The 20270-nt window shown below is 72.8% G+C and carries 15 protein-coding genes; 4 read left to right on the plus strand and 11 right to left on the minus strand.

All coding sequences use genetic code 11. The annotated features are described in order from the left end of the window. Positions 1–16 precede the first annotated feature (16 nt). From ACWEF6_RS17350 to ACWEF6_RS17360, 3 genes are read left to right on the plus strand one after another with little or no spacing between them, the layout of a single operon-like run. Positions 17–1513, plus strand: a complete 1497-nt coding sequence (locus ACWEF6_RS17350; RefSeq protein ID WP_449683859.1) for a PucR family transcriptional regulator — start codon at positions 17–19, stop codon at positions 1511–1513. Between the two features lie 35 nt (positions 1514–1548). Next, positions 1549–2229 carry a response regulator transcription factor gene (locus ACWEF6_RS17355; RefSeq protein ID WP_043781112.1) on the plus strand — a complete coding sequence of 227 codons (681 nt, stop codon included), beginning with the start codon at positions 1549–1551 and terminating at the stop codon, positions 2227–2229. After that, on the plus strand, positions 2226–3350 hold the full coding sequence (locus tag ACWEF6_RS17360; RefSeq protein ID WP_449683860.1) for a sensor histidine kinase: 1125 nt from the start codon (positions 2226–2228) through the stop codon (positions 3348–3350). Before ACWEF6_RS17355 ends, ACWEF6_RS17360 begins: the two co-directional genes overlap by 4 nt. Positions 3351–3512: 162 nt before the next feature. Here the strand turns inward: ACWEF6_RS17360 and ACWEF6_RS17365 are convergent, their stop codons facing one another. Both ACWEF6_RS17365 and ACWEF6_RS17370 read right to left on the minus strand, forming a co-directional pair. Then, a complete protein-coding gene (locus ACWEF6_RS17365) occupies positions 3513–4592 on the minus strand; it encodes an alpha/beta hydrolase (protein ID WP_449683861.1) in 1080 nt (359 codons plus the stop codon). Then, on the minus strand, positions 4586–6139 hold the full coding sequence (locus ACWEF6_RS17370; RefSeq protein ID WP_449683862.1) for a PHP domain-containing protein: 1554 nt from the start codon (positions 6137–6139) through the stop codon (positions 4586–4588). The genes ACWEF6_RS17365 and ACWEF6_RS17370 overlap by 7 nt, the downstream gene beginning before the upstream one ends. Before the next feature lie 69 nt (positions 6140–6208). Between ACWEF6_RS17370 and ACWEF6_RS17375 the strand changes: the two genes are divergently transcribed. Further along, on the plus strand, positions 6209–6637 hold the full coding sequence (locus ACWEF6_RS17375; protein ID WP_449683863.1) for a hypothetical protein: 429 nt from the start codon (positions 6209–6211) through the stop codon (positions 6635–6637). Here ACWEF6_RS17375 and ACWEF6_RS17380 read toward each other — a convergent pair. From ACWEF6_RS17380 to ACWEF6_RS17420, 9 genes are all read right to left on the minus strand, one after another. Continuing rightward, the gene (locus tag ACWEF6_RS17380) at positions 6634–8745 is read right to left on the minus strand and encodes a 3-hydroxyacyl-CoA dehydrogenase NAD-binding domain-containing protein (RefSeq protein WP_449683864.1); all 2112 of its coding nucleotides are present in this window, start codon (positions 8743–8745) and stop codon (positions 6634–6636) included. The two genes, ACWEF6_RS17375 and ACWEF6_RS17380, sit on opposite strands and share 4 nt — an antisense overlap. Further along, entirely contained in the window at positions 8745–9935 is a 1191-nt protein-coding gene (locus ACWEF6_RS17385; protein WP_449683930.1) for a thiolase family protein, read from the minus strand. Before ACWEF6_RS17385 ends, ACWEF6_RS17380 begins: the two co-directional genes overlap by 1 nt. A 131-nt stretch (positions 9936–10066) precedes the next feature. Beyond that, positions 10067–10696 carry a DUF998 domain-containing protein gene (locus tag ACWEF6_RS17390; protein ID WP_449683865.1) on the minus strand — a complete coding sequence of 210 codons (630 nt, stop codon included), beginning with the start codon at positions 10694–10696 and terminating at the stop codon, positions 10067–10069. A 59-nt stretch (positions 10697–10755) separates the two neighbouring features. After that, on the minus strand, positions 10756–12006 hold the full coding sequence (locus ACWEF6_RS17395) for a hypothetical protein (RefSeq protein WP_449683866.1): 1251 nt from the start codon (positions 12004–12006) through the stop codon (positions 10756–10758). A gap of 31 nt (positions 12007–12037) precedes the next feature. Then, positions 12038–13642 carry an allophanate hydrolase gene (locus tag ACWEF6_RS17400; RefSeq protein WP_449683867.1) on the minus strand — a complete coding sequence of 535 codons (1605 nt, stop codon included), beginning with the start codon at positions 13640–13642 and terminating at the stop codon, positions 12038–12040. Then, positions 13639–17172: an urea carboxylase gene (gene uca, locus ACWEF6_RS17405; protein WP_449683868.1), complete on the minus strand. Its 3534-nt coding sequence runs from the start codon at positions 17170–17172 to the stop codon at positions 13639–13641. Before uca ends, ACWEF6_RS17400 begins: the two co-directional genes overlap by 4 nt. After that, positions 17169–17804 (minus strand): urea amidolyase associated protein UAAP2, encoded by a 636-nt coding sequence (locus ACWEF6_RS17410; protein ID WP_310974915.1) that lies wholly within the window; start codon positions 17802–17804, stop codon positions 17169–17171. The genes uca and ACWEF6_RS17410 overlap by 4 nt, the downstream gene beginning before the upstream one ends. Beyond that, positions 17801–18634: an urea amidolyase associated protein UAAP1 gene (locus tag ACWEF6_RS17415; protein ID WP_449683869.1), complete on the minus strand. Its 834-nt coding sequence runs from the start codon at positions 18632–18634 to the stop codon at positions 17801–17803. Before ACWEF6_RS17415 ends, ACWEF6_RS17410 begins: the two co-directional genes overlap by 4 nt. 12 nt (positions 18635–18646) lie before the next feature. Next, complete coding sequence (locus ACWEF6_RS17420) at positions 18647–20116, minus strand: amino acid permease (protein WP_449683870.1); 1470 nt, start codon at positions 20114–20116, stop codon at positions 18647–18649. Positions 20117–20270: the final 154 nt, after the last annotated feature.

Raw genomic sequence — 20270 nt, forward strand, 5'->3', positions numbered from 1 at the left:
CATCGGTAGGGACGAAATGACCCCGAGCACGGATGCGCTGTCCACGGAGGTGAATGTCCCGTTACGGGACGTGGTCGGCAACCGGGAGCTCGCGCTCGACGTCGTCCCCGAGACGCTGCGGCCGGGTGCGCTGGACGCCCCGGTGCGCTGGGCGCACGTCAGCGAGCTGGAGGACCCCGCGCCCTACCTGCTGGGCGGCGAACTGATCCTCACCGCCGGGGTCAACCTGCCGGAGCGGATCGACCGGTACGTGCGCGGGCTGCGCGACGCCGGCGTGACGGCGCTGGGGTTCGGGCTCACCCCGACGGTGCACGAGACCCTGCCGGAGCCGCTGCGCCGGGCGTGCGCGCGGCGCGGGCTGCCGCTGCTGGTCGTGCCGTCGCGGACGCCGTTCCTGGCGGTCAACCGGGCGGTCTCGGTGGCGCTGGCCGAGGCCGGCCAGCGGGAGCAGCGGCGGATCACGGCGGCGCGGGAGACGCTCACGCGCGCCGCGGGCGGCGGGCTCGGCGAGCTGACGTCGGCGCTGGCGGCGGTGCTGGGGTCCTGGGTCGCCCTGGTCGGCGCCGAGGACGTGCTGGCCGCCGCGCACGACGCGCCCGCGCCGCTGCCCCTTCCGGTGCGGGAGCTGATGGCGACCGTGCGGGCGGGCAGCGGGATCCGGAGCGCGACCACCGAGCTCGACGGCGGGTTCGTCGTCGTCCAGCCGGTCTACCCGCAGGCCACGGCGTCGCACCTGGTGGTCGTCGGCCGGCCCGGGCGGCTCGACGGCGCCGAGCGGGCCATCCTCGCGGTCGGGGCGGCCCTGCTCGGCCTGGTCGGCCGTGCGGGCTCGGACGCGGCCGAGCTGGGCGCGGCGGCGACCGGGCTCTTGCTTGGCCGGGTGTCCCCCGGCGAGGCGGCCCGGTCGCTGCTGGGGTCCGACGTCGTCCGGCTGGTCGCCGGGGCGGCGTTTCGGCGGGGTCCCGGCGAGGTGGCCCGGCGCCCGGACTGGCTGCGGGCCCGGCTGGACACGCCCCTGGTGTCGGTGCTGCCCGGGCCGTCGTTCGTGGCAGTGGCCGGCTCGGTCCCGCGGTTGGAGGACCTGCGCGCGGCCGGCTGGCTCGCGGCCGTGGGTTCGCCGGTGCCGGCGTCCCGGGTGGCCGCGGCCTCGGCGGAGGCGGAGCTGCTGCTTTCGCGGGCGCTCGCGCTCGGCCGCCCGGTCGTGGCCGGGAGCGAGCCGCTCGACTTCGACGCGCTGCTGGACCCGGACGCCTCCCGCGGATTCGCGTCGAGGGCGTTGGAACCGTTGGTGGCGCTCGATCAGGCGGGGGACCGGGCGTTGGTGCGGACGCTGCGGACCTGGCTGGCCCACCACGGCGCCTGGGAACCGACGGCGGCCGAACTGGGCGTCCATCGCAACAGCGTCCGGCACCGGATCGCCCAGGTGGAGAAGGCGCTGGGGGTGGATCTGGCGGACCCGGAGACCCGGATGCGGCTGTGGTTCGCCCTCCGGTGGGTCACCCCCGGTCCTTAAAGGGCACTCTCAGGAAAATATGGGATTGTGGGCTGGTGCGAGTTTTGGTAGTCGAGGACGAAGAACCCCTGGCCGACGCGATCGCCCGCGGGCTGCGCCGCGAGGGGATGGCGGTGGACGTCGCGCTCACCGGGGACGACGGGCACGAAAAGGCCGCCGTCACGCGGTACGACGTCGTGCTGCTGGACCGGGACCTGCCCGGGATGTCCGGGGACGAGCTGTGCCGGGAGATCGTCGCGTCCGGGGAACTGACCCGGGTGCTGATGCTCACCGCGAGCAGCTCGGTGTCCGACCGGGTCGACGGGCTGTCGCTGGGCGCCGACGACTACCTCGCCAAGCCGTTCGCCTTCCCCGAGCTGGTCGCGCGGGTGCGGGCGCTGGGCCGCCGGGCCACGCCGGCCGCGCCGCCGCTGCTCACCGCCGGGGACGTCGAACTCGACCCGGCCAAGCGGACCGTGCGGCGCGCCAGTGGGCCGGTGGAGCTGACGCGCAAGGAGTTCGGCGTCCTCGAAGTCCTGCTGCAGGCGGCCGGGTCCGTCGTCAGCAGCGAGGAACTGCTCGAGCGGGTGTGGGACGAGAACGCCGACCCGTTCACCACGACCGTCCGGGTCACCGTCATGACGCTGCGCAAGAAGCTCGGCGAGCCGGGGATCATCGAGACCGTCGTCGGCTCCGGGTACCGCGTGCCGGAACCCGGCACCCCGCAACGCGCGTGAACCTGCCGGGCACCCGCACCCTCCGCGCCCGGATCACGCTGCTGGCGACCGTCCTGGTCGCCGCCGTCAGCCTGCTGCTGCTCTGGCTGGCCTGGACGCTGGTGCGGGACTCGCTCGACACCGTTCCGCAGATGCCGCCGGGCAGCACGGTGGTCGTCGACGGCGTCACGGTCGACGCCTCCACGCTCGCCGAGCACCTGCGCGTGCACGCCCGCGACCGGATGCTGCTGTTCGGCTCGATCGCGTTCCTGCTGGTGGTGGCGGCCGCGGCGATCCTCGCCTGGACGTTCACCTCGCGCGTGCTGCTGCCGCTGCGCGAGATCACCGGCACCGCGCGGCGGCTGTCGGTCGAGTCGCTGGGGGAGCGGATCGGCGAGATCCGCTCCCGCGACGAGCTGGCCGAGCTGGCGAGCACGTTCGACGACATGCTCGACCGGCTCCAGGCGGCGTTCGACGCGCAACGCCACTTCGTCGCCAACGCGAGTCACGAGCTGCGGACGCCGTTGTCGGTGATCCGCACGGAACTCGACGTCACCCTGGCCGACGACGCGGCCGACGAAGCCGAGCTGCGCCGGATGGCCGGCGTGGTCCGGGACGCGACCGAGCGCGCCGGGCAGCTGGTCAACTCCCTGCTGCTGCTGGCCCGCACCGACGGCGCCGGGCTCGGCGTGCGCGAGCCGGTGGACCTCGCGGTGCTCGTCGACCGGGCGTGGCGCGCGGTGCAGCGTGAAGCCTCGCAGCGGGGTATCCGGGCGACGTTTTCCGTGGTGTCGGCGTCCGCGTTCGGCGACCCGGCGCTGCTGGAGCGGATCGCGGGCAACCTGCTGGAGAACGCCGTCCGCCACAACGTCGAGGGAGGCTGGCTGGAGGTGACGACGCAGCCGGGGCCGCGGTGGTCGATGCTGCGGGTCCGCTCCTCGGGTGGCCTGGTCGACCCGGCGGCGGTGCCGGAGCTGTTCGAGCCGTTCCGCCGCGCCGGCGTGGCCCGCACCGCCCGCCACGGCGCGGGCCTGGGCCTGTCGATCGTCCGCGCGGCAGTGGCCGCCCACGGCGGAACGGTCACGGCCGAGCCCATCGTGGGCGGCGGCCTGGGCGTGACAGTCCACCTCCCGGTCCACTGACCCCGTGATCGGAACCGGATCTCGCGTGCTTGGAGCCGGATCCCGCGTGATTTGAGGCGGAACTCGCGTGATTAGAGACGGAACTCGCGAGTTCCGCCCTCAATCACGCGAGTTCCGTGCTCAGTCACGCGAGATCCGTGCTCGATCACGCGGGTTCCGTGCTCAATCACGGGGGCGGGTGAGGGCGAGGGCGGCTCGGAGGACTCCGGCGGCGTGGAGCATGGCTGCGCGGGCGTCCGGGTCGACGCCGACTCGGTTGGCGAAGCCGTGGAGCTGGCCTTCGTGACGTCGGTGTACCAACGGGACCCCCGCGGCGGCGAGGCGGGTTGCGTAGGCGTCGCCTTCGTCGCGGAGGAGGTCGAAACCGCACGTGGCCACGTACGTCGGGGGGAGGCCGTCGAGGGTGTCGTCGTAGATCACCGAGGCTCGCGGGTCGGTGTAGGACTCCGGGTCGCGGACGTACTGGTCGCGGTACCAGGCCCACTCGTCGCGGTCGAGGCGGAAGCCCGAGCCGAACTGCCGGTGCGACTCCGACCCGCCGAGGGCGTCCGTCGCCGGGGTGAGCAGGAGGCTGAACGCCGGGCGGGGCAGCTCGCCGCGGGCCGCCGCGTGGGCGACCACCGCCGCCAGGTTGCCGCCACTGCTGTCGCCGCCCACCGCCAGCCGGGCCGGGTCGACGCCGAACTCCGCCGCGTGCTCGTGGACGAAGGCGAACGCCGCCACCGCGTCCGACGCCGCCGCGGGGAACGGGTGTTCCGGCGCGAGCCGGTAGCCGATCGACACCACCCGCACGCCGGCTTCCTCGGCGAGCAGCCGGCACGCGCCTTCGTGCGTGTCGATGCTGCCGAGCACGAACCCGCCGCCGTGGAAGTACACGATCGCCGGGGCGGGCGCCGGGACGCCCTCCGCTTCGTACCACCGCAAGGGCAGCGGCCCGCCCGGCCCGGGCCACGTCGTATCGCGGGTCCGGACGCCGGGGCAGATCCCGGCGCCGGCCAGCGCCCCCGCCAGGTTCAGCTCGGTCCGGGCCCGCGCCAGGTCGCCGTTCTGGTGCGGCGAGTCGAACGGCGCCAGCCGCGACACCCGCATGAGCACCTGGGCGGTGAGGACCGGCCGCCGGCCGTCCACCACCACCGGACGGCCCGCGATCACCCTCAGCACCGGGGAAGGCAACCGCAACAGGAACCGCAACCCGGTCATGATCGACCACACGAGCAGCCGACGGGACAGTCCACTCAGCACAGGTCCACAAAAACCGGATTCGCGTACAACCACAAGTCCTCGAACGGATTCGCCTGCCCGATGACGTCCGGCGTGGGCTCGGCGTCGCCGTTCGAGCCCCGCACCCGCAGGTAGAACGGTTCCCGGACGTTCCGGAAGGTGTGCCGGAAGACGACCTGCCGTCCCGGCGCCCAGCGCGGCTCGAACGACTCCACGACCCGCGTGCCCGGCGCGGTCATCGTGTCGCGATCGGCGGCCGGGCCGGTGACGGGGCCCGCGATGACGTCCAGGTGCGCCAGCCGCGGCACCGAGCCGCCGCCGTTCGGCCGGGACGCCAGCCGCGCCCGCACGACGACCGTGACGTCCGAACCCCGCCGCACCCGCAGGCGCCCGCCCAGCGTCACCGCGGAGCCACCGCTGTGCGCCTCGACCTCGAGCTCGGCGACCAGGCCGCCGTGCGAGCCCCAGATCCGCCCGGCCCGCAGGCCTTCGAGGATGCCTTCGAGACTCCCCCGCGTGACGCCGACGTACGTGCGGCTGAACTCGCCCGGGTAGAAGTCCGCGTACGGCGCGAGCAGCTGCGGCTTGCCGGAGTCGACCGGGTCGGGGAACTTGCCGTGCGTGTCGTACCAGTCGCCCGGCACGTCCGGGCGGACCAGCGTGTCGCCGCGGTTGTAGTGCGAGTCGGAGTTCGTGGTGACCCACCACGGCTTCCCCTCGGCCAGCAGCGAGTCCCACAGCCCGCCGACCTTCGCCGTCGCCCAGTCCCAGCCGCCGTGCGTCCGGTACGCCTCGGCCGGGAAGCCGGGCCACGAGTTCGCGCCGGGGTTGTTGACGTACCCGCCGCGCGCGCCGCCGTTGCCGAGCGGCTTGGGGAAGCCGTCCGCCTGGGCGCCGGGCGCACCCTCCATGCCGATGACGATGCTCGGCGCGGCGTCGCGGTAGGCCCGCAGCTCGTGCGGGGCGACGCGGCCGTTGCGCAGCGGGTGGTTGATCAGCACGACCGGCGCGTGGATCCGCCGCGCGCGTTCCTCGTCGGAGAGCCAGCGCAACGCCCGCAGCGCGAGGGCCTCGTTCGCCGGGCTCGACGCCTCCGAGTTCGTCAGCCGCCAGTCGAAGGCCCGCTCGAACTCGCGCAGCTTGGCCGCCTGCGCCGAACCGGCCTGGAAGAACACGGTCGCGTGCTCGGCGCCCGGGACGTTCCACTCCATGCCGTGCCACAGCAACAGGTCCGGGTACTTCCGCCGGGCGGCGAGGAAGTCCGCCTCGGTGGGCTCGACCGACACCTTCTCGTGCTCGGCGTGGCCGTGGTCGGTGAAGACGATCCAGTCCGCGCCGTGCGCCCGCCCGCCGCGCGCGATGTCGTCGATCCGGTACATCGCGTCGTAGGAGTACTGGCTGTGCGTGTGGTGGTCGCCGACCAGCCACTGGTAGCGGCCGCACACCCGGCCCAGATCGAACTCGGCGGGAGCGGAAGCGGAAGCGGCGGCGGGAGCCGCGAGGGGCACGCCCGCGGCGGCGGCCGCGAGTCCGGCACCCTTGAGGAAGCGGCGTCTGTCGGTGGTCACGGCGGGACGCTAAGCCGCCGGGGTGAACGGGCGGTGTCCCGGCGGCCAACGTGTGCTGTGATCTTCGGTGTGGCGGAGAAACCCCTGGCCCAGGTGCTGGTGGCGGCCGGCGCGCTCGCTTTGGCGGCCGGCGTCGGGCTGGCCTTCTTCATCGCCGCGCTCGTCCGGCCACCCGAGCTGCCGGTGGACACGAACCCGGCGCCCCTGGCCGGGCACACGCTGTGCGCGGCGGTCGTCGTGACCTATGTGTCCGAAGAGGACATGCGGGCCGCGGTGCCGGTGCTGCGCGACGACCCGAAGGCGCGGCGGGTGTTCCTCGACCCGCCGTCGGTCTCGCTGCTCGCCGTCCCGGGCACCGACCTGAAGGCCTGGGCGCAGGAGCTGCACGCCCGCTACCGGACTGCCGAGCGGGTCACGGTGATCGACTCCGACACGACGGCGGCGCAGCTGAAACTCACTGCGCCGCCGCCGAAGTGCCCTCGCGAGGGCGAGTACTAGGCCGTCGGGACCGACGCCACGCCCGGGGCGAGGAACGGCTTGCCGTTCACCCGCTCGGAGACGCCGGAGCGGTCCAGGTACGGCGTGATGCCGCCGTTCCAGAACGGCCAGCCCGCACCGAGGATCAGGCACAGGTCGATGTCCTGCGCCTCGGCGACCACGCCCTCGTCGAGCATGATCCGGATCTCCTCGGCGATGGCCGACAGCGCCCGGTCGCGCACCTCCTCCGAGGTGGACGGCTTGTCGCCCTGGGTCCACAGCTCGACGACCTCGGGGTCGGCCGACTGGTTGCCCTGCGCGTCCCAGATCCAGACGCCCTTCTTGCCGGCCTTGACGAACTTGGCGAGGTTCTCGGACACGGTGAACCGGTCCGGGAAGGCCTCGTGCAGCGTCTCGCCGACGTGCAGCGCGATGGCCGGGCCGACCAGCTGCATCAGTGTCAGCGGCGTCATCGGCAGGCCGAGCGGCTCGAGGGCCTTGTCGGCCACGTCGAACGGCGTGCCCTCGTCGACGGTGACCAGCACCTCGCCGAGGAAGCGCAGCAGCAGCCGGTTGACGACGAACGCCGAAGCGTCCTTCACCAGCACGCTGGACTTCTTCAGCTGCTTGCCGACCGAGAACGCCGTCGCCAGGGATGCGTCGTCGGTCTGCTCGCCGCGGACGATCTCCAGCAGCGGCAGCACGGCGACCGGGTTGAAGAAGTGGAAGCCGACGACCCGCTCGGGGTGCTGCAGCTTCGACGCCATTGCGGTGATCGACAGCGACGAGGTGTTCGTCGCCAGGATCGCCTCGGGCTTGACGTGCTGCTCCAGCTCGGCGAACACCTGCTGCTTGACGCCCAGCTCCTCGAAGACGGCCTCGATGACGAAGTCGGCGTCGGCGAAGGCGGCCTTGTCGAGCGAGCCGGTGACCAGCGCCTTGAGCCGGTTCGCGCCGTCCGGGGAGACGCGCTTCTTGCTCAGCAGCTTGTCGATCTCGGCGTGGACGTAACCCACGCCCTTGTCGACGCGCTCCTGGTCGACGTCGGTGAGCACGACCGGCACCTTCAGGCGGCGGACGAACAGCAGCGCGAGCTGGCTGGCCATCAGGCCGGCGCCGACGATGCCGACCTTGTTCACCTTGCGCGCCAGGGACTTGTCCGGCGCGCCGGCCGGGCGCTTGGCACGCTTGTTGACCAGGTTGAACGAGTACAGCCCGGCGCGCAGGACGTCGGACATGAGCAGCTCGGCGAGGCCGTCGGTCTCGGCCGCGTAGCCGCGGTCGAGGTCGTTCTCGCGGGCCAGTTCGAGCAGCTCGACGGCCTTGGTGGCGCCCGGCGACGCGCCGTGCGTGCGGCCGTCCACAATGGACTTGGCGCGGGCGATGGCGGCGTCCCAGGCCGAACCGCGGTCGATCTCGCGGCGCTCCGGCTCGATCTCGCCGTTGACCACCTTCGCCAGCCACAGCAGCGACTGCTCGAGGTAGTCGGCCGAGCCGAAGACCGCGTCGACGATGCCGAGCTCGGCCGTCTGCTTGACGTTGAGCATCTTGTTCTGCGCCAGGGCGTTCTCGATGATCACCGTGACGGCGGCGTCCGCGCCGATCAGGTTCGGCAGCAGCTGCGTGCCGCCCCAGCCCGGGAACAGGCCGAGGAAGACCTCGGGGAAGGCGATGGCGGCGGTGTTCTCCGACAGCGTCCGGTAGTGGCAGGACAGCGCCAGCTCCAGGCCGCCGCCCATGACCGCGCCGTTGACGAAGCCGAACGTCGGGATCGTCGACTCGGTGAGGCGGCGGAACACGTCGTGCCCGGTCTGGGCGATCTCGCGCGCCAGCTTCGGGTCGCTGACGGCTTCGACGCCGGACAGGTCGGCGCCGACGGCGAAGATGAACGGCTTGCCGGTGACGGCGATCGCGGCCGGCTCGGCGGCGAAGGCCTCGTCGAGCGCGGCGTTCAACGACACGAGGCCCTGCGGGCCGAAGGTGTTCGGCCGGGTGTGGTCGTGGCCGTTGTCGAGCGTGATCAGCGCGACCTGCTTGGTCAGGCCGGGCACCTTGATCAGGCGGGTCTTCGCGTGGGTGACGACCTCGTCCGGGAACGCGGCCTTCGCCTCTTCTGCGGTGAAAGTCATTACTTGGTCCCCTCGAACGCCGGGTTCTCCCAGATCACGGTGCCGCCCATGCCGATGCCGATGCACATCGTCGTCATGCCGTACCGCACGTCGGGCCGCTCGGCGAACTGGCGGGCCAGCTGCGTCATCAGCCGGACGCCGGACGAGGCCAGCGGGTGGCCGCAGGCGATGGCGCCGCCCCACTGGTTGACGCGCGGGTCTTCGTCGTCGATGCCGAAGTGGTCGAGGAAGGCCAGCACCTGCACGGCGAAGGCCTCGTTGATCTCGAACAGGCCGATGTCGTCGATGGACAGGCCGGTGCGCTTGAACAGCTTCTCGGTGGCCGGCACCGGGCCGATGCCCATTACCTCCGGCTCGACGCCGGCGAAGGAGTAGCCGACCAGCCGCATGGCGACCGGCAGGCCCAGCTCGCGGGCGGTGTCCTCGTCGGCGAGGAGCGACGCGGTGGCGCCGTCGTTGAGGCCCGCGGCGTTGCCCGCGGTGACCCGGCCGAACGGGCGGAACGGCGTCTTGAGGTTCGCCAGCTGCTCGACCGTGGTGCCCGGCCGCGGCGGCTCGTCCTCGGTGGCCAGGCCCCAGCCGAGCTCGGCGGACCGGGTGGCGACGGGCACCAGCTCGGGGCCGATCTTGCCGGTCTTCACGGCTTCGGCGTAGCGCTCCTGGCTGCGCGCGGCGTAGGCGTCGGTGCGCTGCTTGGTGATCGCGGGGAACCGGTCGTGCAGGTTCTCGGCGGTCTGGCCCATGACCAGGGCGGTCGGGTCGACGAGCTTGTCGGCGATGATCCGCGGGTTCGGGTCGACGCCCTCGCCCATCGGGTGGCGGCCCATGTGCTCGACGCCACCGGCGATGGCGATGTCGTAGGCGCCGAAGCCGATGCCGGACGCGGCGGTGGTGACGGCGGTCATGGCGCCGGCGCACATGCGGTCGATGGCGAAGCCGGGCACGGACTTGGGCAGCCCGGCCAGCAGCGCGGCGGTGCGGCCGATGGTCAGGCCCTGATCACCGGTCTGGGTGGTGGCGGCGATGGCCACCTCGTCGACGCGCTCGGGCGGCAGTTCGGGGTGCCGCCGCAGCAGCTCGCGGATGGCGTTGACGACGAGGTCGTCGGCCCGGGTCCCGGCGTAGATGCCCTTGTCGCCGGCCTTGCCGAAGGGGGTGCGGACCCCCTCGACGAAGGCGACGTTGCGCACGCCCCGCGCGTTCGGCGCGAGCGGCGTTGCTGGTGCGGCCACGAATGCTCCAGAGATGTAGACAGGTTTCTTGACCGCACGATAGCCCTTGTTACCCACCGGTAACCAGTGGTGTGGCCCGGTCGAGTGGGCTACAGCACACTCTTGGGCTCCAGCGTCCGTCCTTTCACGAGCCACGCGACGCCGAACGCCTCCACCGCGACCGCCTCCAGCCACAGCGCCGGGTGCAGGTCCGGGGTGAGGCCGAGGTACTTGGCCAGGGCGATGAGCGCCAGGCAGGCGAGGATCACGCCACCGCAGACCCGGTAGAGCGCGCCGGACTTCTCCGGCTGCTCGCCGTCGTGCGGGAACAACCTCAAGCAGAAGTAGGCGAGGGAGAGGAAGAACACCGCCGCGAAGGCGAGGTGCAGGACGCCGGCGGTGCGGTCCCAGGCGGTGACGTCGTGGTCCGGCGTGGTGGGGAACAGCGCCAGCCCGATCGCGCCCAGGCCGGCGACCGTGCTGGCGATGTTGTCGACGTAGTCGTGTCCGTAGTAGGCGAGCAGGAACACGCCGACCGCGCACATCGCGCCGACCAGGACGTCCCGGAGATCGGTGTAGTAGTAGCCGCTCAGGGAGCCGATGAGCGGGCCGCCTTGGAGGAGCTGCTTGCCGAGGATGAGGACGAGCGGCAGGGCCAGGCCGATCAGCCCGATGGCGCGCCGGAGGAACAGGTACGAGTGGACGAGGGTGTTCTGCGGGGATGTGGTCGCCGTGGTCATGGCCGCCTCCGGGGGTCACTCAGGAGAATCGGCGTCGAGGTGCCCACGGGTGAGGTTTGTTACCGCGGAGTTGTCCAAGTTCTCAGCTGATCGTTACGGAGTTCGGCAAAGGTGCCGTCGTTGTGGGCGATCGGCGTGAACCCTTCGAGGAACCCGATCCGCGCCCCTTCGGCCGGATCCCAGACTTCGAGCCCGGCTTCGGCGGCGACGTAGAGCAGCCCGCCGTGGGCCCACATCCGTCCGGCCGGACCCGCGAACATCCCGGTGCGGCGCCCGGTCCCGGCGTCGTAGAGCTCGACGCCGTCGAGCATCTCCTGCCAGGAGGCGCCCATGCGCTGGATGGCGACCGTGGTGTCGTCCAGCCAGGCGATCGGCTGGTCCCACTCGCTGCTGCGACCGGGAGTGAGGTGCCGGCCCGTCTCGGCCGCGTGGACATCGCCGGCGAGCCACGCCGCGACGGCCACGACCAGCGGGGCACCCACGGGCATCCAGACCCAGCCGTCCACGACCAGTGACCGCTCGGACGGGCTCACGTGGAGCGCGCCCTGGGTGTAGTCGAGGTAGTGCTCGGGTTCCGGCTCGCCCTTCTGCGGTGCCGCGGTTTCCCGGTCGGTCAGCAGCTCTCCGCCGGGCAGGGTGAACACGTCCAGGCGGTTCCAGTCGGTGCCCGCGACGACCTTGGCCGATTCGCCTTCGCCGAGGAAGGCGAACGGGTAGCGGGTGTGTTCGTTGTCGTTCCGGTCCCGGTCGAGGTCGAGCACGGTCAGCCACTCGTCGAGGTCGACGACGGTGGCGAACCGGCCGTAGTCGGAGACCACCGAGGCGAACCGCCCGTCGCGGGAGGTGTGCAGGCCGCGGCGGGGCCGGTCGGGGAAGTCGCGGATGTCTTCGCAGGTTTCTTCGGGCAGCTCGACCGGCCCGACGAGCCACTGGTCGTCGTCGGTGATCCGCACGAAGCCCTCCGCGGTGAGCGCGAGCCAGTGTCCGGGCATCGGCGCCAGACAGCCGTCGTTCAGCGGCTGCACCGGGCAGGGGCGGGCGGACCAGGTACCGCCGGGTTGCCGGTCCCGCACCAGGATTTCGGGCTCGCCGTGCCAGCCCGCGGGAAAGCTCTTCTGGTCGGCCCGGTCGGCGCAGTTTTCGCAGACGCCGACCAGCGCGGCCGGCGTGCACTTGCCGCAGACGAGGTCGTAACGCGTGCCCACGCCGGTCAGGTGGCGGGTGGACGGGGGAGGTTCTTCGACAGCCAGATGCAAACAGGTGCGCAGGGAGCCGATGCGGCCCGGGTGGCCGCAAGGCAGGGTGTTCATGACTTCAGTGTCACCCTGCCGCGCAACCCGTTTACCCGATGCCCAGGTGTGCCAGCCACCCGCCCTTCGCCGAAATGTCCTCCGCGGCTTCCGTGGCCGACGGCTCGCACAGGAAGCCGGAGACCCGCCTGCCGTCGGCCAGTTCCAGCTTGCCGATGGCCAGGGGCGCCGGGATGCCGGCCACGAACTCGCCGAAGCCGCGCGCCGGCAGGTCCCAGACCTCGGCGGCCACCGACACGCCGCCGGACGCCACCCGCACCAGGCCCGGCTTCGGCGGCACCGTGTCCAGCGCGTACAGCCGGTACGCGGCCGCCGTCGAGACCGCCGACACGAACCGGCCGCCGCGGGAGGTCAGCTCGTGGTTCAGCGGCTGGCCCCTCAGGTGCGCTCCGACCACCACGATCGGGATGCGCGACGAGCGCAGTCCCGCCAGCGCCGCCAGTTTCAGGTCGTCGTGCGGCGCGCCGAGGAACATCACGCCGAACGGGCGGCCGGCCACCGTTCCCGCCGGGACGGCCAGCGCCGACAGCCCGAACAGGTTGGTGGCGTTGGTGAACCGGCCCAGGCGGGCGTTCACCGCCACCGGGTCCGCCGCGACCTCCGCGATCGTCGGGTGCTCGGTCGTCGTCGGGAGCAGGAGTGCGTCGACGCCCGCCAGCGCCACCAGCGCCTCCGCCCGCAGGCCGGCCAGGGTGGCCTGGTCGGCGAACAGCCGGTGCGCGGAGATGTCCCGGGCCGGGCCGATGATCGAGCGCACGACCGGGTCGACCGCGTCCGGGTGCGCGTCGATGAACTCGCCGACCGCCGTGTACCGCTCGGCGACGAACGCGCCGCCGTACAACAGCTGCGCCGCCTCCAGGAACGCCGAGATGTCCACAGTGGTCACTTCGGCGCCGGCCGCGGCGTAGTCCGCCACCGCCGCGTCGAACGCCTCCGCCCAGCCGGGCGCCAGGGGCCCCAGCTGGTCCGGGGCCGGGACGCCGAGGCGGAACCGTCCCGTGTGGACCTGCGCGGGTTCGGCCAGGCAGGTCAGCGCGAACGACGCCTCCTCGACCGTCCGCGCGAACAGCGACACGCAGTCGATGCTCGCGCACGCCGGGACGACTCCGTCCGTGGGCAGCAGCCCCGGGGTGGGCTTGAGGCCGACGATCCCGTTGAACGCCGCGGGCACCCGGCCGGACCCCGCGGTGTCCGTCCCCAAGGCGAGATCCACGATCCCCAACGCGACAGCCACCGCGGACCCCGAACTCGACCCGCCGGAAACGTAGGCGGGATCCACGGCGTTGCGCACCGCGCCGTAGGGGCTGCGCGTCCCGACCAGCCCGGTCGCGAACTGGTCCAGGTTCGTCGTGCCGAGCACCAGTGCCCCGGCTGCGCGCAGCCGCGCCACCACCGGCGCGTCGGCCTCCGGCTTGTACGCGTAGTCCGGGCAGCCCGCCGTCGTCGGCAGCCCGGCGACGTCGATGTTGCCCTTGACCGCCACGAGCTTCCCGTACAACGGCAACCCGTGCTCCGGCAGGGCCGCCGCCTCGGCCAGGACGTCGGCTTCCGGCCGGAGGTCGATCCAGATCTCCGGCCGGTCCACCTGCTCGATCCGCCGGTAAGCCGCTCGTACCCGCTCTTCGAGGGCGCTCATCCCAGCACCACCAGCGGCGTGCCGGGGGCCACCTGGTCACCGGGGGACACGAGCACCTCGACCACCTCACCGCTCGCCGGCGCGGGGATCCGCGCCTCGGTCTTCATCGCTTCCAGCGTCACCAGCGACTGCGCGTTCTCGACGCGCTCGCCCGCGGTGACGTCGACCCGCCACACCGTCGCCGCGAAGGGCGCCTCCACGACGTGCCCGCCCGGCGGTGCCTCGACCCGCGCCGGGGGCCGGGTGACCGGCTCGGGCTTCGGGTCGAACTCGCCCGCCGCCGCCCACGCCTGCCGCTCCGCCTCGAACGCCGCCGCCTGCGTCGCCCGGAACTCGGCGATGCTCCCGGCGTTGTCCGCGAGGAACTGCTGGTAGTCCGCCAGGGCGAAGGAGCCCTCGGTGGTGTCGAGTTGCAGCGTCCCGGACGCGCTCTGCGCCCGCAGGTCCAGGAGCTCCTCGGCCGAGACCGGGTACCAGGAGATCCGGTCGAAGAACCGCAGGTTCCACGGCTGGTCCCCGCCGCGCCAGCTATTCCACACCTGGATCGTGCGCCCGACGAACTGGTAACCGCCCGGGCCCTCCATGCCGTAGATGCAGAGGTACGCGCCGCCGATGCCGACGGAGTTCTCCGCGGTCCAGGTCCGGGCCGGGTTGTACTTCGTCGTCACCAGGCGGTGGCGCGGGTCCAGCGGTGTCGCCACCGGCGCGCCGAGGTAGACGTCGCCGAGGCCGAGCACCAGGTACTCCGCGTCGAACACCGTCCGGAACACGTCATCCACACTGGACAGCCCGTTCACGCGCCGGATGAACTCGATGTTCCACGGGCACCAGGGCGCGTCGTCGCGGACGCCGGTCATGTACCGCTCGATCGCCTCGCGGGTGGCCGGGTCGTCCCACGACAGCGGCAGCCGCACGCTGCGGCTCGGCACGACCAGGTCGTGCGTCGGCGGCAGGTCCCGCTCCAGCTCGCGGACCAGCCCGAGGGCCTTGCCGACCGGCAGCGCGTCCGGGTCGACGTGCACCTGCAGCGACCGGATGCCCGGCGTCAGGTCCACGATTCCCGGCACGCCTTCGGTCGTCAGGCGCTCGGCGAGCGCGTGCACCCGCATCCGCAGCGCGAGGTCGAGCGTCATCTCGCCGTACTCGACGAGCAGGTTGTCGTCGCCGCTGCGGCGGTAGGTGACCGACGGCTCCTCGCCGGACGCGGGCATCCGCGCGAGGACACCGCCGTCGTCGCGCGCGGGCCGGCTCGGTTCGACCGCCGAGGCCGGCCGCGTCCGCAGCGCCGCCGCGTGGTCGGTGCCGATGGGCACGAACCGCACGGTGTCACCCGGGCGCAGCTGCCCGAGCTTCCAGCGCTCGCCGGTGGCGACCGTCGCCGGGCAGACGAACCCGCCCAGGCTGGGGCCGTCCGGGCCGAGCAGGATCGGCAGGTCGCCGGTGTAGTCGACGGCGCCGATCGCGTACGGCGTGTCGTGGATGTTCGACGGGTGCAGGCCCGCCTCGCCGCCGTCCGGCCGCGCCCACTCCGGCCGCGGCCCGACGAGCCGGACGCCGGTGCGCGCCGAGTTGAAGTGCACCTGCCAGTCCGTGGCGTAGAACGTGTCGACGTCGTCCGGGGTGAAGAACTCCGGGGCCGCGTGCGGGCCTTCGAGCGCGCCGATCGTCCACTGGGGAGCGAAGTCCGGGCGTTCGGCGGCCGGCACCGGCCCCACGACCGGGTCCGCGGGCGCCGGCCCGGGCCGCAGAACGTCCCCGGCGGCGAGCGCGCGGCCGCCGTGCCCGCCGAACTTGCCCAGCGTGAACGTCGCCGCGCTGCCGAGGAACTCCGGCACGTCGACAGCGCCGCGCACCAGGACGTAGCTGCGCAGCCCGGCCGTGCAGGCCCGGACGTCGAGGGTCGCGCCCGCCGGGACCTCGACGGGGGTCCACAGCGGAACCTCGGCGCCGTCGACGAGCACGGTCGTCGGGGCGCCGGTGACGCACACCTCGGTGGCGTGCGAAAACTGGAGCGCGACACCGTCCACAGTGCACTCCAGGCCGGGCGCGCCCTCGGGGTTGCCGAGCGCGAGGTTGCCCAGGCGCAGCGAGAGGTCGTCCATCGGCCCGCTCGGCGGCACCCCGACGGCCCAGTACCCGGTGCGGCCCGGCCAGTCCTGCACGGTCGTCATCGTCCCGCCGCGCAGGACGTCGATCCGCGGCTCCGCGTCCTGGACGTTGTCCAAAGTGGACGTGTCGTGCGCGGCGGCGTCGAATGCCCGGTCGGCGGCCGCCGACCGGAGCTGCCCGAGGTTGGTCTGGACGCCGTCGAACCGGGTCGCGGCGAGCGCTTCCCGGAGGTTCGCCAGCGCTTCGGTGCGGTCGGCGCCGGTGCAGACCACCTTGGCCAGCAACGGGTCGTAGTGCGTGGTGACGGTCGTGCCCGGCTCGACCCAGGTGTCCACGCGGGTGTCCGCGGGCAGGGTGACCCGGGTGACGAGACCCGCGCTCGGCCGGTGCCCGGCGCCCGGGTCTTCGGCGTACACGCGCGCTTCGACGGCGTGCCCGCGCGGGACCGGGGTCGCGCGGAACATCGCGCGGTCGCCCTGGGCGAGGCGGAGCATCCAGGCGACCAGGTCGACGCCGTAGACCGCCTCGGTGACCGGGTGCTCGACCTGCAGCCGGGTGTTGACCTCGAGGAACGCGGCCTCGCCGCGCTCGGCGTCGTAGACGTACTCGACCGTGCCCGCCGAGCGGTACCGCACCGACGAGCACAGTGCGACGGCGGACTCCACCAGGTGCTTCCGGACGTCCTCGGGCAGGTCCGGCGCCGGGCACTCCTCGACGACCTTCTGGTTGCGCCGCTGCAGCGAGCAGTCGCGCGTGCCCAGGGCCAGGACCTCGCCGAAGCCGTCGCCGAACACCTGGACCTCGACGTGCCGCGCGCGGGTCACCAGGCGTTCCAGGAAGACCCCCGAACTGGCGAAGCTCTTGGCGGCGACGCTGCGCACGGTGTCCCAGGCGGCGCGCAGCTCGTCCGGCGACGCGCAAGCGCGCATCCCGATCCCGCCCCCGCCGCCGGTCGCCTTGAGCATCACCGGGTAGCCGATGTCCTCCGCACGGGCCAGCGCTTCGTCCACATCGGACAGCAGGCCGGTGCCGGCGAGCAGGGGGACGCCGGCCGCGATCGCCGCTTCGCGCGCGGTGTGCTTGCTGCCGAACACTTCCAGGTGTTCCGGCGACGGCCCGGCGAAGGCGATCCCGGCGTCTTCGCAGGCCCGCGCGAACGCCGCGTCCTCCGAAAGGAACCCGTAGCCGGGGTGGATCGCGTCGCAGCTGGTGTCGAGCGCGGCCCGGATGATGGCGTCGGCCCGCAGGTAGCTCTCCGCCGCGGGCGCCGGGCCGAGCCGGACGGCCCGGTCGGCCAGCCGGACGTGCGGGGCGAGGCGGTCGGCGTCGGAGTGCACCGCGACGGTCTCGAGACCCAGTTCCTTCGCGCTGCGCAGGATCCGGACCGCGATTTCGCCGCGGTTGGCGACGAGCAGCCTCACGCGCCGACTCCCGGGGAGATGACGACCATCCGCACCGGCGTCGGGTCGAACCCGTTGCACGGGTTGTTGATCTGCGGGCAGTTCGAAACGAGCACCAGCACGTCGGTCTCGGCGCGCAGCCGGACTTCCAGGCCCGGCGCGGAAATGCCGTCGACGATGCCGAGCGTGCCGTCTTCCTCGACCGGCACGTTCATGTACCAGTTGACGTTGCTGACCAGGTCGCGCTTGCCGAGGCCCCACTTGGCGCCCTCGATGAGGAAGTTCTCGACGCAGGCGTGCTGGTAGCGGGTGTGCTGGCCGTAGCGGAGGCTGTTGGACTCCTTGCTGCACGCGCCGCCGAGCGTGTCGTGGCGGCCGCAGGTGTCGGCGACGACGGTGAGCAGCGGCGCGCCTTCCTGAGTGCGCAGGACGCTGCCGGTGGTCAGGAAGATGTTGCCCTGCGCGGCGATCGTCGCGGCCGCGCTGTAGCGCTTGGCGGTGTCGTTCGCGTCGTAGCAGAGGAAGTCGACGGCCTGGTTGCCGCCGAGGTCGATGATCGCCAGCTCCTGGCCCTGCTGCAGCACCGTCGAGTACGGCGCCCGCGCGGGAACGTCGACGCTGACTTCCAGCTGGGATTCGTAGGCCGTGCTCATGCGATCCCCCGTGCGGTCAGGTAGTCGGCGGTGTTCTCGAACGCGCGCTGCGCTTCCGGCGTGTGGGTCCATTCCGGACTGTCCGGGGTGGTCGGCCGGTCGCGCCAGGCGAGGACTTCGAGCTTGGTCACGGTGTAGTCCGGCCGCGGGTCGACCGGGTGGGCGACGTTCGCGATCAGCACGATCGACGGGATCTCGATCCGTAGGTCGACCGACCGGCCGGCGCCCGCGGAACCGGTGAACTCCAGGCCGCCCTCCGGCTGGACCCGCACCCCCTGGAAGAAGGACAGGCTCGGCGGCAGATCACGCGGCCCGAGGCCGTTCTTGGCCGCCGCCAGGGTGAGCAGCGGCAGCCCGGCGGGGGAGGGGCTTTCCGGGGCCCCGTCGCCGTAGCGCTCAATGTTGGCGTCCACAGTGGACGTCCCGCAGAGCGCGTCGTGCTGCCCGCTCGAATCCGCGACGATGGTGGCGAGCACCCGCGCCTGGTCCGACAGCAGCGCCACCGACTCGCCGAGGTAGGCGTTCCACTGCACCTTGACGGTGTCCGCGACGTTCAGCCGCTCCCACGGCCCGTCGGCGTTGAACAGCAGCAGGTGCGCGCAGGCGTCGCCGTCGACGTCGGTCAGCCGCAGCCGCGTGCCGCGGGCCAGCACCTTGTGCGTGTACCCGCCGCCGGCCACGGTTTCGGCCCAGGTCAGCGTCTCGGGGGCGACCTCGGCCGGCGGCGCGGGCCAGGTGCTCGCCGGGATCGACGGCATCGTGTCGACCACGGTGCCGGCCTGGGCGCGGGCGTGGTCGCGCGCTCCGTGGGGCGTCGCGGTGGTGCTCATGGTCGTCCTCTCTCAGGTCGCGGGTTCGAGGGCGGGAGCGGGACGCAGCCGCAGCCAGCAGAGCCAGCCGATCACCAGTGCGCCGCCGACGAACTCTATCGGGAACAGGAGCATCCAGGGGGAGCCCGAACCGGCGAGATCGTAGATCTCCGCACGCGGCCAGGCGATGTTCACGATCATGCCGATTCCGTACAGAACGGCTGCTCCGTTCAGCGGTACGCCCCAGCGCCCGAGCGAGAACCGGCCCGGCTCGGCCGGGACCCGCCCGCGCAGCCGTTGCACCAGCAGCGGCCCGGTCACCAGCAGGTAGGCCAGGTAGACGACGACCACCGACGTCCCGGTGATCGTGCTGAACAGCGTCGGGTTGCCGACGTTGAGCAGCAGCAGCCCGATGGCGAGCGCGCCGGACAGCAGCGCGGGGGCGACCGGCGTCCCGGTGCGCGGGCTGACCCCGGCGAGGCGGGTGGAGGCGGGGAGCGCGCCGTCGCGGGCCATCGCGTAGATCAGCCGGACGGTGCCGGTCTGGATGGTGAGGGTGCAGACGACGACGGCGATCGCGACGTCGGCGAGGAAGACCCGGCCGAGGGTGTCGCCGAAGACGGCGGTGATCACGTACGGCAGGCCCTTGCCGGCGAGCTGCCCGTCGGTGAGGCTCGGCGCGGCCATCAGCGCGGTGACGACCACGGCGAGGCCGCCGATCCCGGAGACGAGCACGGCCCGCAGCACCGCCCGCGGTGCCGTCCGGCGCGCGTCCTTCGTCTCCTCCGCGACCGACGCGGCGGTGTCGAAGCCGTAGAGGACGTACGCCGCCATGAGCGCCGAAGCGAGCACGCCACCGATCCCGGCGCTCGTACCGGGTGCGTCGTGCAGCACCACCTGCGGGCCGCGGACGGCGAACAGGAGCAGCCCGGTGATGAGGACGACGACGCCGAGCAGTTCGGCCGCGACGCCGACGTCGTTGATCCGCGCCATCAGGCGGACCCCGCCGGCGTTGACGGCGGTGGTGAAGACGAGCAGCACGGTGCCGAGCAGCACGGCGTTGGCCGCGCCGGTCGGCGACGTCACCGAACTGTCGCCGCCGACGAACTGGAAGCCGTCCCACACCGACGGCAGGACGACCTGCAGCGCGATCGCGGCCGCGGCGAGGGCGACGATGCAGCCGATCAGCATCATCCAGCCGGCGAGCCAGCCCAGGAAGCCTTTGCTGAGCTGTTTCGCCCACTGGTACACGGATCCGGCGAGCGGGTAGCGGGCGGCGAGTTCGGCGAAGTTGAGCGCGACCAGCAGCTGGCCGGCCAGGACGACCGGCCACGTCCAGAAGAAGAGCGGGCCGCCGAAGGTGTAGCCGAACCCGAAGAGCTGGAAGACGGTGGTGAGGATGGAGACGAAGGAGAACCCGGCGGCGAAGGCGGAGAACCCGCCCAGCGACCGGCGGAGCTCCTGGCGGTAACCGAAGGCGGCGAGTTCGTCGGGTGGCGTCATGCGGGCTCCTTGTTTCGATCGCTCGACAGAAATTAGGTCTTCGCCGCGACGCGATGATCTCCGCCGTGTTAGGGCGCGGTTAACGGCCGGATCGACCCGGCGTCAATGACGACATCCGGGCGTAACCGCACCGCCGTGCGCGTGTCGCCGCCGG

This window comes from Amycolatopsis sp. NPDC004772 (genome assembly GCF_053601215.1).